This window comes from Flavobacteriales bacterium (genome assembly GCA_016699575.1).
In the GTDB taxonomy this organism is placed as follows: domain Bacteria; phylum Bacteroidota; class Bacteroidia; order Flavobacteriales_F; family PHOS-HE28; genus PHOS-HE28.
The window spans coordinates 4,321,292-4,336,713 of sequence record CP064979.1; the positions used below are offsets into that span (position 1 = coordinate 4,321,292).

Annotated in this window: 11 protein-coding genes; 7 read left to right on the top strand and 4 right to left on the bottom strand. The window is 59.6% G+C overall.

The window, feature by feature from the left end; translation table 11 throughout:
- Positions 1–25: 25 nt before the first annotated feature.
- Together IPJ76_18295 and IPJ76_18300 are read left to right on the top strand one after the other, a co-directional pair.
- Complete coding sequence (locus tag IPJ76_18295) at positions 26–4,162, top strand: PKD domain-containing protein (GenBank protein ID QQR86506.1); 4,137 nt, start codon at positions 26–28, stop codon at positions 4,160–4,162.
- A gap of 3 nt (positions 4,163–4,165) precedes the next feature.
- A complete protein-coding gene (locus tag IPJ76_18300; GenBank protein QQR86507.1) occupies positions 4,166–5,164 on the top strand; it encodes a type IX secretion system membrane protein PorP/SprF in 999 nt (332 codons plus the stop codon).
- A gap of 57 nt (positions 5,165–5,221) precedes the next feature.
- Here IPJ76_18300 and IPJ76_18305 read toward each other — a convergent pair whose 3' ends face one another.
- The 4 genes from IPJ76_18305 to IPJ76_18320 form a co-directional block, all read right to left on the bottom strand.
- Positions 5,222–7,012: an arginine--tRNA ligase gene (locus IPJ76_18305; protein QQR86508.1), complete on the bottom strand. Its 1,791-nt coding sequence runs from the start codon at positions 7,010–7,012 to the stop codon at positions 5,222–5,224.
- A gap of 62 nt (positions 7,013–7,074) precedes the next feature.
- Complete coding sequence (locus IPJ76_18310; GenBank protein ID QQR86509.1) at positions 7,075–7,941, bottom strand: hydroxymethylglutaryl-CoA lyase; 867 nt, start codon at positions 7,939–7,941, stop codon at positions 7,075–7,077.
- Positions 7,923–8,960: a quinone-dependent dihydroorotate dehydrogenase gene (locus IPJ76_18315; protein QQR86510.1), complete on the bottom strand. Its 1,038-nt coding sequence runs from the start codon at positions 8,958–8,960 to the stop codon at positions 7,923–7,925. The genes IPJ76_18310 and IPJ76_18315 overlap by 19 nt, the downstream gene beginning before the upstream one ends.
- Before the next feature lie 33 nt (positions 8,961–8,993).
- A complete protein-coding gene (locus IPJ76_18320; protein QQR86511.1) occupies positions 8,994–11,219 on the bottom strand; it encodes a TonB-dependent receptor in 2,226 nt (741 codons plus the stop codon).
- Positions 11,220–11,286: 67 nt separating this feature from the next.
- Here IPJ76_18320 and IPJ76_18325 point away from each other — a divergent pair, with 67 nt between their 5' ends.
- From IPJ76_18325 to IPJ76_18345, 5 genes are all read left to right on the top strand, one after another.
- The gene (locus tag IPJ76_18325) at positions 11,287–11,934 is read left to right on the top strand and encodes a metal-dependent transcriptional regulator (GenBank protein ID QQR86512.1); all 648 of its coding nucleotides are present in this window, start codon (positions 11,287–11,289) and stop codon (positions 11,932–11,934) included.
- Positions 11,931–12,752, top strand: a complete 822-nt coding sequence (locus tag IPJ76_18330) for a ZIP family metal transporter (protein ID QQR86513.1) — start codon at positions 11,931–11,933, stop codon at positions 12,750–12,752. The genes IPJ76_18325 and IPJ76_18330 overlap by 4 nt, the downstream gene beginning before the upstream one ends.
- A gap of 25 nt (positions 12,753–12,777) precedes the next feature.
- Positions 12,778–13,944, top strand: coding sequence for a site-specific integrase (locus IPJ76_18335; protein ID QQR86514.1), 1,167 nt, complete (start codon positions 12,778–12,780; stop codon positions 13,942–13,944).
- A gap of 123 nt (positions 13,945–14,067) precedes the next feature.
- The gene (locus IPJ76_18340) at positions 14,068–14,646 is read left to right on the top strand and encodes a hypothetical protein (protein QQR86515.1); all 579 of its coding nucleotides are present in this window, start codon (positions 14,068–14,070) and stop codon (positions 14,644–14,646) included.
- A 259-nt stretch (positions 14,647–14,905) separates the two neighbouring features.
- On the top strand, positions 14,906–15,307 hold the full coding sequence (locus tag IPJ76_18345; protein ID QQR86516.1) for a hypothetical protein: 402 nt from the start codon (positions 14,906–14,908) through the stop codon (positions 15,305–15,307).
- Positions 15,308–15,422: the final 115 nt, after the last annotated feature.

Sequence of the window (15,422 nt, forward strand, 5' to 3'; positions counted from 1 at the left end):
AAACTGACGAACCATCCCCTTCCGTTTGCGATACGAGTTCCTGCGCGGACCCACCGAGGCGGCGCAGGAGCACATGAGGCGAGTACTACCCACCATCTTCCTGATCGGCACCCTGGCAGGCACCGCCCGCGCCACGCACATCAGCGGTGGCGAGATCTACTGGGATTGCCTGGGCAACAACCAGTACCAGATCACCCTCATCGTTTACCGCGACTGTTTCGGCGTGCAGCTGAACAACAACTTCGATGTGAACTTCGACAGTCCGTGCGGCAACTTCACGCAAACGGTGAACACCCCGAACGGGGTGGAGCTGAGCCAGCTGTGCGACCAGCAACTGCCCAACAGCACATGCAACGGGGGCAACCTCCCCGGTATCGAGCAGTACACCTACACCACCACGGTAACGCTGCCGCCGTGCAACGCATGGACGATCAGTTGGTCACTGGCCAACCGCAACGCGGCCATCGCCAACCTGCAGAACCCGAACAACACGCAGATGTACGAGCAGGCCGTGCTGGACAACAGCAGTGGTGTCTGCGAGGACAGTCCGCAGTTCACCAGCATCGCCAGCCCGTACGTGTGCCAGAACTACCCGGTGACCTACAGCTTGGGTGCCTACGACCCCGAAGGTGATTCGCTCACCTACACGCTCATCAATGCCATGGACCAGGGCGGTGTCCCCATCGCCTATGTGCCTCCTTACTCGGCCACGCAGCCCATCACCGGCCTCACCATCGATGCGCAAACGGGCCTGCTGAGCTTCACGCCAACCCTGGCGGGCAACTGGGTGGTCGTGGTGGAAGTGAACAGCTACGACAGCTTGGGCAACTGGCTGGGCAGCGTGATGCGCGACATGCAGTTCGTGGTGTACCCGTGCAGCAACGTGCCGCCCGACGCCAGCACCGGCACAATCGGGAGCGTGAGCGGTGCCGCGGTGCAGACCGGCCCGAACGCCATCCAGGTCTGCGAAAGCGGCAACATCTGCTTTGACTTCGTGATCAGCGACGCGAACGCGAACAACATCCTGGATGCGGTGACCAACGTGCAGCAGAGCTTGCCCGGCGCAACGTTCAGCTTCACCGGCACCAACCCGATCACCTGCACGGTGTGTTGGACCGGCTCGCAAGGCACCAGCGGCTTCTACCCCTTCATCGTGACGGTGGACGACGGCGCATGCCCGATCCCGGCTTTCCAGATATACGTCTATGAGGTGACCGTCATCGACGGGATCTTCATCGACGCCAGCAGCACCAACGAAAGCTGCGCGGGCCTGAACGATGGCAGTGTGAGCGTGGACGTTACCGAAGGCACCGCTCCCTACAACTACAACTGGGGCATCCTGCCGCAGAACAGCGACAGCATCAATGTGGGCGCGGGGAGCTACACCGTGGTGGTGAGCGACGGTAACGGATGCGTGAGCGCACCGGCCACGGTGACCGTGAACACGACACAACCACCGGTGGCGAACGCCGGCAACAACTTCAACGTGTGCTTGGGCGGAAGCACCATAGTCACCGGCAGCGCGCAGAACAGCAGTGGCACGGACTGGAGCGGCGGGGCAGGCACCTTCATCGGCAACGGCAACAACCAGCAGTACATCCCCACGAACGCCGATATCATGAACGGCGGCGTGGACCTCTACTTCACCGCGAACGGCAACGGTGGATGCCCGCCTGATGTGGACACCGTGCATGTGAACTACTCCAATGCCTTCCTGAACGCGGCCACCAGCGATGTGGACGCCACCTGCAACGGCGGCACGAACGGCAGTGCCTCCTTCACCCCCAACGCGCCGGGCCTCACCTACCAGTGGAACACCAATCCGGTGCAGAACAGTGCCACCGCGACCGGTCTTGGTGCTGGCACCTATGCCATTACCGTAACCGACCAGCTCGGCTGCGACACCACGATGACCGCAACGGTGACCGCACCACAGGCCATCACCATCGGCAACGTGCAAGTGGTGAACGAGGCGTGCGCCGGGCAAGGCAACGGCAGCGTGAGCATCACGGTGAACGGAGGCACTTCACCCTACCAATACCTGTGGAGCAACGGTGCCACCACGCCATCCATTACCGTGGGCGCTGGCACGTACAGCGTTAGCGTGACGGATGCGAACGGCTGCGCACCGGCCACCGCAACAGCTACCGTACAAGCTTCTGGCCAACCCAACCAAGCGAACGCGGGTCCTGACCAGATCGCTTGCGGCAGCAGCGCACCTGTGCAACTCACCGGCAGCGTGGTGAACGCCACGGGCGGCACTTGGAGCGGAGGTACCGGCAACTTCCTGGGTGGTGGTCTCAACCCGCAGTACGATCCCAGCGCTGCGGACATCGCCAACGGCGGCGTGTACCTGTACTTGAGCACCACCGGCAACACCACCTGCCCGCAGGACGTGGACACGGTGCACATCACCTTCTCCACCTCTTTCCTCAATGCCAGCCTCACCACCACCGGCGTGGCCTGCAATGGCGGCAGCACGGGCAGCATTGCCTTCGCCCCTGCCCTGCCCGGCAATACCTACCTGTGGAATGACCCCGCAGCGCAGACCACCCCGAGCGCCGTTGGCCTGCCCAGCGGCACTTGGACGGTGACGGTGACCGACCAATACGGTTGTGACACTACGCTGAGCGCCTTCGTACCCCAACCGGCACCCTTGACCAGTGCGAACCTGGCGTTCACGAACCCCACCTGCGCCAACACCCTGAACGGTACGGTGAGCGTGAGCGCCGTCGGCGGTACACCGGGATACACCTACCAATGGAGCGCCAACGCTGGCGGCCAGACCGGTCCCTCTGCCATCGGCCTGGGTACCGGTACGTACATCGTGGTGATCACCGATGCGAACAACTGCACAGCGCAGGCCAGCGCTACGCTCACCGCACCTGCTCCCATCACGTTGAGCGTGCAGGTGCCTGACACGGTGTGCGTGAACGCACCGGTGATGATGACGGCGCAAGCCAGCGGCGGCAGCGGAGCCTACACCATCACGTGGGGCGGCATCGGTACGGGTTCGCCCATCACCTACTCGTTCCCCGCATCGCAAGTGGTAACGGTGAGCGCTACGGACGGCAACGGTTGCAACTCGCCGGTGGTGTTTGAGCAAGTCATCGTCCTCGACCTGTCCTTGGCCAACCTGGACGTGTACGGTGATACGATCGCGTGCCCCGGGGAAAGTGCAACGGTGAGCGCCACGTTGAACAACTACGCCGGGACCTACGTCATCAATTGGCCGCAATTGGGCACCACGGGCAACGGTCCCTTCAACGTGCCGGTGACCACCAACCAGACGATCACAGCAGTGGTAACGGACCAGTGCGGTGCCACCCTCACCGAGAGCGTGCAGCTGATCCTCGATGTACCACCGACCATCACGCTGCCTCCCGTGATAGCAGAGGGTTGCGCTCCCCTGACGGTGCAGATGCCCGACAGCCTCACCACGCAACCCGTCAGCTACCTGTGGATGTTCGGCGACGGCAACAGCAGCACGGATGTGGCTCCCTCGTACACGTACAACAATGCGGGCTCGTACACGGTGAGCCTCACCGTCACCACCCCGAACGGCTGTAGCGCGAACGCGGTGAACACCGGACTGGTCACAGCCTACCCTTCCCCCACGGCCGCATTCACGGCAAGTACCTATCTCACGGATTTCGCCAACCAACCCATCACCTTCACCGATCAGAGCCCCGGCTCGCCCACCGACTTCGCTTGGGACTTCGGTGATGGCAACAACAGCACCGACCCGACCACGCAGCACAGCTATGGCACGGTGGGTGTGTTCCCGGTGACCTTGACCGTGACGGACGACAACGGTTGTACCGGCAGCACCACGCAGAACGTCCAGATCACCCCGATCTACGATATCGACATCCCCACGGGCTTCACGCCGAACCCCGGTGGTGGCGATGGCACCTACGATCCGAACGACCTCAGTAACGATGTGTTCTTCCCCTTCGTACAATTCGTCAAGGACTTCAATATGCGCATCTACAACCGCTGGGGCGAGCTCGTTTTCGAGAGCAACGACATCCGCATCGGTTGGAACGGTTTCTACCGCGACGCCCTTAGCCAACAGGACGTTTACGCCTACACCATGAAGGTCACGTTCGTGGACGACCGCGAAGTGGAGCGCATGGGCGACATCACCTTGTTCCGATAAGTCATGAGGACCAGCAGGAGCATCATCCTGGCCAGCATGGCTCTGACCTTGCCGGCCGTTGCGCAGGATCCCCAACTGAGCCAGTTCTACGCGGCACCGTTGTACCTGAACCCTGCCCTGACCGGGAACACCGTGCAGGAGCGCGCTATCCTCAATTACCGCACACAGTGGACCGGTCTGCCCAAGGGCTACGACACGTACGCGATGAGCTACGACCATCGCACCGAGAACATGCACCACGGCTATGGCGTCTTCGCCATGCGCGACCAGGCTGGCAGCAACAACCTGTCGTTCACCCATGTGGGCCTCAACTACGCCTATGAAGCGCCCATCGACCGCCGCCGTTCCGTGCGCTTCGGATTGAAGGTAGGCTACACTTTCCGCGCGTTCGATCCCACAAACGTGGTGTTCGCTGACCAGATCGTGCGCGACAATGCGGCCACGAGCATCGAAGCCGGTATGGTGGAGCGCGCCAGCTACTTCGATGTGGGCGCTGGTGGCATGTACTACACCGAGCAGTTCTGGATCGGCACCTCACTGAGCCACCTGAACCGTCCTCAGCAGACCCTCTTCACCCAAGGCGATGTGCGCCTGCCCGTGCGCACCAGTATCCACGCTGGTTACCGCATGCCCATCGACGGCAAGAAGATGCGCCGTAGCCGCTCGTTCGCCACGTTGGCCGCGCACTACAAAAGCCAGGGCAAGTGGGACCAATTGGACCTGGGCGCCTACCTCACCCACCGCAACCTGACCGGCGGCCTTTGGTACCGTGGCCTGCCCGCTCTGAAAGCCTATGCACCCGGCTATCCGAACGACGACGCGATAGTGGTGTTGTTCGGCTACGAGACCGAGAAGCAATTGCGCATCGTGTACAGCTACGATGTTACGATCAGCTGGCTGGGTGTGAAGAGCGGCGGCGCGCACGAGGTGAGCCTCATCTTCGAATGGCCCAAGCGCAGCCCGAGCAAGAAGTTCAGGGCGGTGCCGTGCCCGAAGTTCTGATGATGGGTTTTCACCGCAGAGACGCAGAGAGCGCGGAGAACTCAGGGGTCGGAATTGTCACATCCGCTCCGGCACTTCGATGGCCAGGCACCACATCGCCTTCTTCGTCACTGCTGCCACGGCGCCGCTCAGCGCCAAACGAAAGTCGCGCTTGCCCGCATCTTCTTCCTTGAGCACAGGTACGGCTTGGTAGAAGCCGTTGTAGGCCTTCACCAATTCGTAAGCGTGGTTCGCCACCGATGAGGGGTCGAGGCGCGAAGCTGCTTCATGCAGTACCGCAGGGAACTGGTGGAGGAGCTTCAGGACGTTGCGCTCTTCCGGCAACAAGAGCCATGTGCCCATGTGCTCATGGGACCATGTGGCCATGCTTCCGGACTTGCGCAGCAACGACCTGATCCGCGCGTACGTGTATTGGATGAACGGTCCGGTGTGCCCTTGAAGGTCGATGCTGGCGGCGGGGTCGAAGAGCATCCGCTTCTTCGGATCCACCTTCAGCAGGAAATACTTCAACGCGGCCAGCCCGATCATCTCGAAAAGTCTGGTGCGCTCTTCCTCGCTGAAGTCATCGAGCTTGCTCAACTGCTCGCCGGCCGTGCGTGCTTCGGTAACCACTTCGTCCATCAGGTCGTCGGCATCCACAACGGTGCCTTCGCGGCTCTTCATCTTGCCGCTGGGCAGGTCCACCATGCCGTAGCTCAAGTGGAAGAGCTCGCTGGCCCATTCGAACCCGAGCTTCTTCAGGATGATGAACAGGACCTTGAAGTGGTAGTCCTGCTCGTTCCCCACGGTGTAGATCAACTTGCTCAAGCCGGGATACTCCTCGAACCGCTTGATCGCAGTACCGATGTCCTGCGTCATGTACACGCTGGTGCCATCGCGGCGCAGCAGCACCTTCTCATCGAGACCTTCCTTGGTGTTATCCACCCAAACCGCCCCGTCCTTCTCGTAGAACACACCCTTTTTCAAGCCCTCCAGCACGTCGTTCTTGCCGAGCACGTAGGTCTGGCTCTCGTAGTAGTTCCGGTCGAAGTCCACACCGGCGCGCTGGTACGTGGCCTCGAAGCCTTCGTACACCCAGCCGTTCATCTTCTCCCACAAGGCGCGGACCTGCGGGTCGTTCGCTTCCCACTTACGCAGCATCTCCTGGGCTTCGAGTAGCATCGGGGCGTCCTTTTCGGCTTCCTCTTTCGATCGGCCCGCAGCGATCAACGCATCGATCTCCTTCTTGTAGGCCTTGTCGAACTCCACGTAGTACTTCCCGACCAGCTTATCGCCTTTCAAACCGCTGCTCTGCGGCGTTTCGCCGTTGCCGAACTTCTGCCAGGCCAACATGCTCTTGCAGATGTGGATGCCGCGGTCGTTGATCACCTGCACCTTCACCACTTCGTTGCCCGCGCATTGAAGGATGCGGCTCACGCTATAGCCGAGGAAGATGTTGCGCAGGTGGCCGAGGTGCAGCGGCTTGTTCGTGTTGGGGCTCGCGTACTCAACCATCACCTTCTTTCCGTTCGGCGCGAACTGGAGGATGTCCAGTGCGGTTGCCTCACTGAGGAACGTGAACCAATAGCTGTTGGTAATGACGAGGTTGAGGAAACCCTTGATGACATTGAAGCGCTCGACCTCCGCAACGTTGGTTTTAAGGAACTCGCCCAAGGCCGTGGCCGTTTGCTCCGGCCCCAGCTTGCTGGCCTTCAGGAACGGGAACACGTTGATGGTGACATCACCCTCGAACTCCGGCCGCGTGCCTTGGAAGGTCACGGCCTTGGTGTCCAGGTCGTGCTGGAAGAGCTGTTGGAACGCTTGCTGGAGAGCGGGCAGGAGCCGCGCTTGGAGTCTGTCTTGGAACATCGTTGAAAGCCGTCCGAAGGCGAACGGGCCGCGAAGGAAAGCAATGGCAGCCGAGGAGGCGCCTAGCGGGCAGCGGGGAACACCCCGGCGGCCAGCTCCACGCAGCGTTGCAACTGGGCGAGGTCGAGCCCGGTCCTGGTGCCGCGTTGCTCAAGATCGCCGACAAAGAGTTCCATGGCCAGGTTACCGACCAGGTCATCCTCGGCCATCGGACAGCCTCCGTAGCCCTTCAGCGCCCCATCGAAACGACGGCACCCTGCATTCCAAGCCGCATCGGTCTTCGCCTTCCAGTTGTCCAACCGCGCGTGCAGGTGTGCGCCGAACTCCACATGGGGCATGGCAGGGATCAATGCGCTGAACATCGAACCCACATCCTCGGGCTGTGCCACGCCCACGGTGTCCGCCAACGAGATGATGCGTACGCCCAATTCGTTGACCAACCGGTCGGTCCACTTCAACGCGATGTCCGCATTCCATGGATCACCATAGGGATTGCCGAACGCCATGCTGATGTACACCACGAGTTCCTTCCCGCTGGCCTGCGCCATTTCGGCGATACGCGCCGTCCGCTGCCAACTGCCTTCGATGCTCGTGTTCGTGTTGCGCTGTTGGAAGGTCTCGCTGATGCTGAAGGGGTAGCCCAGGTAGGTGACGCGCTCTTGTTTGCAGGCATCCTCGGCGCCGCGCTCATTGGCGACGATGACCAGCAACTTGCTCTCCGACGTACCAATGCGCGCCAGCACTTCAGTAGTATCCGCCAACTGCGGGATAGCCTTCGCACTCACGAAGCTGCCGATGTCGATGGTGTCGAAGCCGACCTTCAACAGCTCATCCAAGTACCTCACCTTCACATCCGTTGGGATGAAATCGTGCAGGCCCTGCATGGCATCGCGCGGGCACTCGATCAGCTTCACTTGTGGCTTTTCCATGTCACGTAGGCTTCATTGATGCGCTTAAGTAGCGCGGGACCTTCGTACACCAGGCCCGTGTACACCTGCACGAGATCAGCACCGGCTTCCAGTTTCTCCAAAGCAGCTTCAGCACTGTCGATGCCACCGACCCCGATGATGACACACGGACGCGGCAACTGCTCGCGCAGATAGCGCACGACTTCCGTGCTCCGAGAACGCACCGGCGCTCCGCTCAGTCCGCCTGCGCCGATGGCTTCCAGTTGCGCATGGGGCGTCTTCAGGTTGGCGCGTGAGATGGTCGTGTTGGTTGCCACCACACCTTGTATGCCGCTCTCCTTCACCACGGCCACCACGTCGTCCAACTGCTCGTTGGTCATGTCGGGGGCGATCTTCAGAAGAATGGGCCTTGGCTTGCCCGTTGCACGGTTCCGCTTGCCGACTTCGTTCAGGATGCGCAGCAGCGGGCCGCGGTCCTGCAAAGCGCGCAGCCCTGGCGTGTTCGGCGAGCTCACGTTCACGGTGAAGTAGTCAACCACCGGATGGAGCGCATCAAAGCACTTCACGTAGTCGTCCACCGCAAGCTCGTTCGCCGTGACCTTGTTCTTGCCGATGTTGCCGCCAACGATGATGCCCGAAGGCCGTGACTTCAACCGCGCAGCGGCGGCCACCATGCCATCGTTGTTGAAGCCCATGCGATTGATCAGCGCGCGGTCGGGCTTCAAGCGGAACAAGCGCGGGCGGTCATTGCCGGGTTGGGCCAAGGGCGTCACGGTACCGATCTCCACATGGCTGAAACCGATGCACCCAAGAGCATCCACATGCTCGGCGTTCTTGTCCATCCCTGCAGCCAAGCCGACCGGTCCCGGGAACCGCAGTCCCATCACTTCGATGGAAGCGCCGCCGGGCGGCTTCCTCCCGCCGAACATAACCAAGGCACCAGGGACGTGCTTGGCAAACTCCAAAAGCCTGAAGGTGAGCCGGTGTGCCCGCTCAGGAGGAAGGAGGAAGAGCAGCGGGCGAAGAAGCGGGTACAGCATCGGGCCGCGAAGCTATCCCGCCGCAGGTGACCATCAGAACGTGAAGCGCGCACCAAGGAACCCGCGCGCGCCTTGCAACGGTGCGTACATGTAAGCCGTGTCGAACGTGTAGCCGTTCGGATTGGTCACCGGGTCATTGGCGTGTTGATCGAAGGGATCCTCAGGTCTCATCAGCGGATCACTGGGCACGAAGTCGAGCAGGTTCTTCGCGCCCCCGTACAACTCGAACCGTTCGCCAATGGCGCGGCGCACTTGCAGGTTCAGCAACGTGTATGTCGGCGACCAGGCATCGCGGTAATCGTTGGGGAGCACCGGCAAGAGCATAGGGCCGTACCACTGGCCGGTAAGGTCCACGGTCCATTGCTTGAGCACTGTGGCCGTGAGGGTGAACGTTCCCGACCAGTCCGGCGCGAACAGCTGCTCCTGCCTCACGCCATGCTCCACGGTGTGCACGTCCATCCATGTGGCACCCACGAAGGCGCGCAAGTGGCGGCTCAAGCGGCTCTCAACGTTCAGGCTGATGCCTTGAGAGATGCCATGTCCATCGAGGTTGTCGTACACGATCAGGTCAGGGTCCACGTAGTAGTCCGGTAGGATGCGATTGCTGAACCGCGTGTGGAAGAGCGAGAGGTCCAGGACCAGCGCCCGCTTCTCTCCCGGCCAACGCCGCGTTAGGTTCAGTGTTCCGTTGATGGACCGTTCCGGTTGGAGTTCCTCGGTGATCAGCACTTCACGCGCACCTGTGAGGGCCGCGTGGTCCTCCGTGAACAGGTTCACCACTCTGTAGCCCGTGCCGAAACCGGCGCGCAGTGCCCAACGGCCGCTCGGCGCCCACTTGTAGGCCAAGCGCGGTGAGTGCACCGGACCGTGCACAGCATCGTGGTCGAAGCGATAGCCCAACAGGATCTTGTGCGCTTCCGTTGCGCTCCATTCCTCTTGAAGGAAAAACCCTGGCAGGGGTGTTCGTTGCGGGGATCGTGCGGTGGCGGTGGTATTGTCCTCGTAGTAGGTGTGCCGGAAAGCAACGCCAGCCAACACATCGTGCCGTGCGGCGAACCGCTTGCTCCAGATGGCCTGCGCGAAGAACACACGTTGATCCGCCGTGTACCGCGTGTTGCCGTACCACGAGTCCTGCTGGTGCGCGTTGAACGAAGCTTGCAGGACCACACGTTCCTTCATCGGAAGTTGATATTGCCCGATCAATTCCCAGCGGTCGGTGAGGATGTTCTCGCCGTACACCGCACTGCTCCCGCGGTCCTTTGCGGTCCAGTCCATCTCACCGCCCCAGCGGTCTTCGGTAACGTACCGCAAGGCCAGGCTGGCCACACGGCGCTGAGGCCGTTGCAGGTTCACCTTGTTGAAGATGGACAACCGTTCCTGCAAGGTCACGTCGGTGAAGCCGTCGCGATTGCGGTCCACGGGCGCGTCGTAATGGAAGTAGCTCACGCCAAGCAGGTCGCTCACCTTACCGGTTCCGAAGCGCGCACCGATGTCCGCGTTCCATTCCTGCCAGGTGGTGCCGAAGACATCGGCACTGAGCTTGTGCGCCAGGGCCGGGCTCTTGGTGATGACGTTGATGATGCCGCCCATTGCCTCGCTGCCGTACAGCGCCGAACCGGGGCCCTTCACCACCTCAACCCGCTCCACCAAACTGGTCGGTATCCCGCTCAATCCATAAACGGTGCTGAGGCCGCTCACGATGGGCATACCATCGATGAGCACCATGGTGTACGGTCCTTCCATTCCGTTGATGTGGATGTCGCCCGTATTGCACACGCTGCAGTTCACCTGGGGCCGCACGCCGTTCACCATGCCGACCGCATCGAACAATGCCGGGCTCGGGTTCTTGCGGAAGAAGGCCGGGGTGATGACTTCCACCGGCACAGGACTGTCCGCGCGGCTCACCTCGCGCATGGTGCCGGTGACCACCGTTCCGCTGAGTTCGCTGGCTTCGGCTGGCCATTGCACTACGCCGAGGTCCAGTGTTCGGCCGGGTTCCACCATGATGCGAACGTTAACTGGCGTGCGACCGACCGCGCTGATCATCAATTGGCCTGCCCCGGCAGGGACCGAGGCGATCGCAAAGCCGCCGTTCACGCTCGTGGTGGTGCCGACCTGACCACCCACCACTTCCACTGTTGCGAACGGCACCGCCTCGTCCCCGTCACGCACGATCCCACGCACCTCGCCGACTTGTGCGTGCACCCAAGAAGCCAAGGGCAGCGCAACGGCCAAGAGCAATTGCTTTGAGGGACACATGGCGCAAACGTAGTCCATTTTTAGTTGATTCTAAATATTGTTCTATGTTTGCCTCAGTAGACATCGCATGCTCACCCGCTCCGAGGAAGACCACTTGAAGGCCGTGCACCGCTTGCTCGAAGCGGGCATCGCCAACACCAACGCCATTGCCGAACGCCTGCAGACCAAGGCCAGCAGCGTGACGGTGATGCTGCAGAAGCTCGGCGAGAAAGGCTTGTTGAACTACCAGCCCTACAAGGGCGTCACGCTCACGCGCAAGGGCCGCGAGCACGCCATCGCGCTTGTGCGCAAGCATCGGCTCTGGGAGACCTTCCTTGTGCAACACCTCGGCTTCGGTTGGGACGAAGTGCATGAAGTGGCCGAACAACTGGAGCACATCCAAAGCACCCCGCTCGTTGACCGGCTCGATGATTTCCTCGGCAATCCGGCCTTCGACCCGCACGGAGACCCGATCCCCAGCAAGAGCGGGGCATTGAAGGCGGCGCCCTTCAAAGCACTGGCTACGGTGGCCGTGGGTTCAAGAGCCGTGGTGGCCGGCGTGGGCATGCACAGCCGCGACTTCCTCCGGTTCCTCAGCGAGCAGGAACTGGGATTGGGTGCCAAACTGCAAGTGCTCGCACGAAATGAATTCGATGGCTCCATGAGCGTGAAGACCGGCGATGGCCGCACCATCCAACTGGGCCATGCCACGGCCGAACACATCCTTGTCCGATGAACCACATCATAGACTTCTTCTCCTCCATCGACCCGGTGCTGGCCGCCTTCCTGGCCACCACCTTCACATGGCTGGTTACGGCCGCTGGTGCTTCGCTCGTGTTCTTCTTCGGCAATGCCTCGCGCAAATGGCTTGATGGCATGCTCGGTTTCACCGGCGGAGTGATGGTGGCCGCCAGCTTCTGGAGCCTGCTCAACCCCAGCATTGAAATGAGCGAACGCATGGGCAACATCCCGTGGCTTGCGCCCGCACTGGGGTTTGCGCTGGGAGCGCTTTTCCTGTTCGGCTTGGACAAGGTGCTTCCCCACCTGCACATCAACTTCGACCCGAAACAGAGCGAAGGCCCGCAAACCAACTGGCACCGCACCACCTTGCTGGTGCTGGCCATCACACTGCACAACATCCCCGAAGGTTTGGCGGTGGGCGTGCTGTTCGGCGGCGTGGCGGCGGGCATGCCGGAAGCCAGCATCGGTGGGGCCATCGCGTTGGCCATTGGCATCGGTTTGCAGAATTTCCCGGAGGGTTTTGCCGTGAGCATGCCGCTTCGCCGTCAGGGCGTGAGCAAGCTCCGGAGCTTCTGGTACGGGCAGCTCAGCGCGGTAGTGGAACCCGTCGCTGGGGTCGTCGGTGCGGTGGCCGTCATCCACATGCAGGCCGTGCTGCCCTATGCGCTGGCGTTCGCTGCTGGCGCCATGATCTACGTGGTGGTGGAGGAAGTGATCCCCGAGACCCAGCAGGACAAGTACACCGACATCGCCACGTTGGGCTTCATCGGCGGCTTCATCGTGATGATGGTGCTGGACGTGGCGTTGGGGTGAAGGCAAGTGATAACTTCTGCCGCCCATGGCAGACGAAAAACCCGTCGATCGTCGCGTCATTCGCCTCGAAGCGATCGCGCACAACGGCACGCGGCGCCTTGCCCTTCGCTTTCCGTACGACAGTGCACTCATTGCTGCGGCCAAGACCATGGAGGCACAATGGAGCCGCACTCACAATTGCTGGCATGTGCCCAACGGAGGCGAGAGCATGAAGGCCGTGTTCGCGGCGTACAAGGGACTTGCTTGGGTGGATACCACTGCCCTCTTCGCCCCGACCAAGCAATCGCTGAGATCGGCGAAGCCGACGCCATCCGCAGCATCCGCGAAACCAGCGGCACCGGCCATGAGCTCCGCACAACTGGAAGCGTTGGAGCAGATGCGGCGGAAACTGGAGATCGCGCGATACAGCCCGAACAGCATCAAGACCTACCTGAACGCCACCAAGCAGTTCTTCCTCCACTACCCCACCAAGGCGCCGCTCGCGATCAGCAAAGAGGAAATAGAGGCCTACCAACACCACTTGGCCCGTGGCAATGCCAGCAACAGCTACCTGAACCAGGTGGTGAACGCCGTGCGGTACTACTACCACCAAGTGGTAGGCGATGCCTCGCGCGTGTCATTCATCGAACGGCCGCGGAAGGAACGCAAGCTGCCCACGGTGCTGAGCGAGCAAGAGGTGGGCGCGTTGCTCCGCGCGGTGGACAACCCGAAGCACCGCTGCATCCTCATGCTCATCTATAGCGGAGGCCTGCGCCTGAGCGAGCTCACCAACCTGCGGCTCGCCGACCTGGCCACCGACCGTGGGCAACTGATCGTGCGCGGCGGCAAGGGCAACAAGGACCGTATCACCCTGCTGAGCCCGAAGGTGATGGAACCACTGCAAGCGTACCTGAAGGCGCATGCCCCGACACAATTCGTGTTCGAGGGCGCCGACGGCGGCGCATACTCGCCGCGCAGCGTGCAACTGGTCTTCCATCGGGCCAAGGAGAAAGCGGGCATCACAACACCTGCCACGGTGCATACCCTGCGGCACTCCTTCGCCACCCATTTGTTGGAGAAGGGAACCGACCTGCGCTATATTCAAACCCTTCTGGGACACAGCAGTAGCAAGACCACCGAGATCTACACCCACGTAAGCACCAAAGCCCTTGGCAAGATCCGCAGCCCCCTCGATGACCTTGACCTGGGTTGAGACAGTTTCGCTTTGTAGCCCATTATGGCTGGCTTTACGAAACACCCCCCTTCAACCAAGTCCGGATATTGACGCAATGCGTTAACCCACAGTTAGCTGCCATTTTAAAACGAGATACCAAAAATGAACTTTTTCAATAAAAATAAAGAAGACGAAAACAAGAAAAGACTTCAAAATCTTGTCAATCAAACTAAAGTAGTTGACGAGCCGAACGGTTGGAAAAAAAGTACGTTTGCAATTGGAGGTTTGACAGAAATTGGATTTTCAAAACACAATCCAAATTTGTTATTAGTAATTTCAAGTCAAGGAAGAGGGTTAATTGACTGTCAAAGTAGTGAATTAATCGAAAGAGACAATGACACAAATTGGGATTGGATTAACTCATATGAAATGACTTCTCAAGGAATTGGTACTTTATCGAACGAAATAATATTTGTAAGTGGACTTCACGGAGGAGGATTGCCTTTAATGAATAAAAATGGAGACGGACTTTTATATATGGCGACCGAATGGCCAATTATTGACGTTATTTTTGAACCAAATTTTAAAAGTATTTATCAAGAAAATGAAGCAAAAGAATGTTTTAGAATTTTTCACGACTACGAATTAAGAACATATGGTTTTTCATATGACGGAGAAACATTTGTAATTGCGACAAGTAGTGAAATTAATATATACAGAAACAAAAAAAACGGCAGCTAACAAGGGTTTTGCGTCAGGCGGGCTGAAGTGCAAAATTCAGGTTTTGTACTTCTATTGAAATTTGTATATTAGCTGAACGTTTCGGCTTCGAAATCCCGCCCGAACGCAAAGCCCCAAAACGTTAGGTGTAATAGCAACCCAGACGATGTGGGCATATGTAATACTAGGTGTTGTATCGTTACCCTTCATTCTGTATGGACTGCTGCAACTTTGGTTTTGGATTCTTAGAAGGAAAGAAACGGCAGAGAGCAGACGGGTCGTGGAAGAACTGAAGGCAAGAAACACGGAGAAACTGTCGAAACAAGAACAATTTGAATGGCTAGACGGTCAGTGGAACTGGGAAAGAATCCAAAAGATTGTCGGGAAGAAAGAAATCCCCTTGTTCGTATTGGACTATTTTATAGAAGTTACTCCTGATGAATACTTGGAACATCTAAAGAAGCATAACCCTCCGAGTTCATGGACGGAAGATACCTATGGAGAAGTCCAACTCAAGCAATCGCAGGCTGGATATGAAATCATTTATTACAGCCACGGAAAACAAATTGGTTCCGAAACGTTTGACAATTATGATCAGGTACTGCGGTATTTGGTGTACGGCAGGTTGACGAACGTGAGCGATAAGTATAAGAATCAACTAAAAAGAAGCTACTACACCTAACATGCGCTTGCCACAAGCCGCCCTTGTCCCGGTGCCAACTCCCCCTGAAGCATGATAACTTCGCCCAGGAACAAGATCACGAAAGGCGGCCTTCGTCAAGCGCAGGCCCGTTAGC

Bases quoted from the DNA above. Each gene is read 5' to 3' on its own strand.
- IPJ76_18325 (QQR86512.1), top strand. From the start codon at position 11,287: ATGCTCACCCGCTCCGAGGAAGACCACTTGAAGGCCGTGCACCGCTTG.
- IPJ76_18310 (QQR86509.1), bottom strand. From the start codon at position 7,941: ATGGAAAAGCCACAAGTGAAGCTGATCGAGTGCCCGCGCGATGCCATG.
- IPJ76_18320 (QQR86511.1), bottom strand. From the start codon at position 11,219: ATGTGTCCCTCAAAGCAATTGCTCTTGGCCGTTGCGCTGCCCTTGGCT.
- IPJ76_18300 (QQR86507.1), top strand. From the start codon at position 4,166: ATGAGGACCAGCAGGAGCATCATCCTGGCCAGCATGGCTCTGACCTTG.
- IPJ76_18315 (QQR86510.1), bottom strand. From the start codon at position 8,960: ATGCTGTACCCGCTTCTTCGCCCGCTGCTCTTCCTCCTTCCTCCTGAG.
- IPJ76_18305 (QQR86508.1), bottom strand. From the start codon at position 7,012: ATGTTCCAAGACAGACTCCAAGCGCGGCTCCTGCCCGCTCTCCAGCAA.
- IPJ76_18340 (QQR86515.1), top strand. From the start codon at position 14,068: ATGAACTTTTTCAATAAAAATAAAGAAGACGAAAACAAGAAAAGACTT.
- IPJ76_18330 (QQR86513.1), top strand. From the start codon at position 11,931: ATGAACCACATCATAGACTTCTTCTCCTCCATCGACCCGGTGCTGGCC.
- IPJ76_18335 (QQR86514.1), top strand. From the start codon at position 12,778: ATGGCAGACGAAAAACCCGTCGATCGTCGCGTCATTCGCCTCGAAGCG.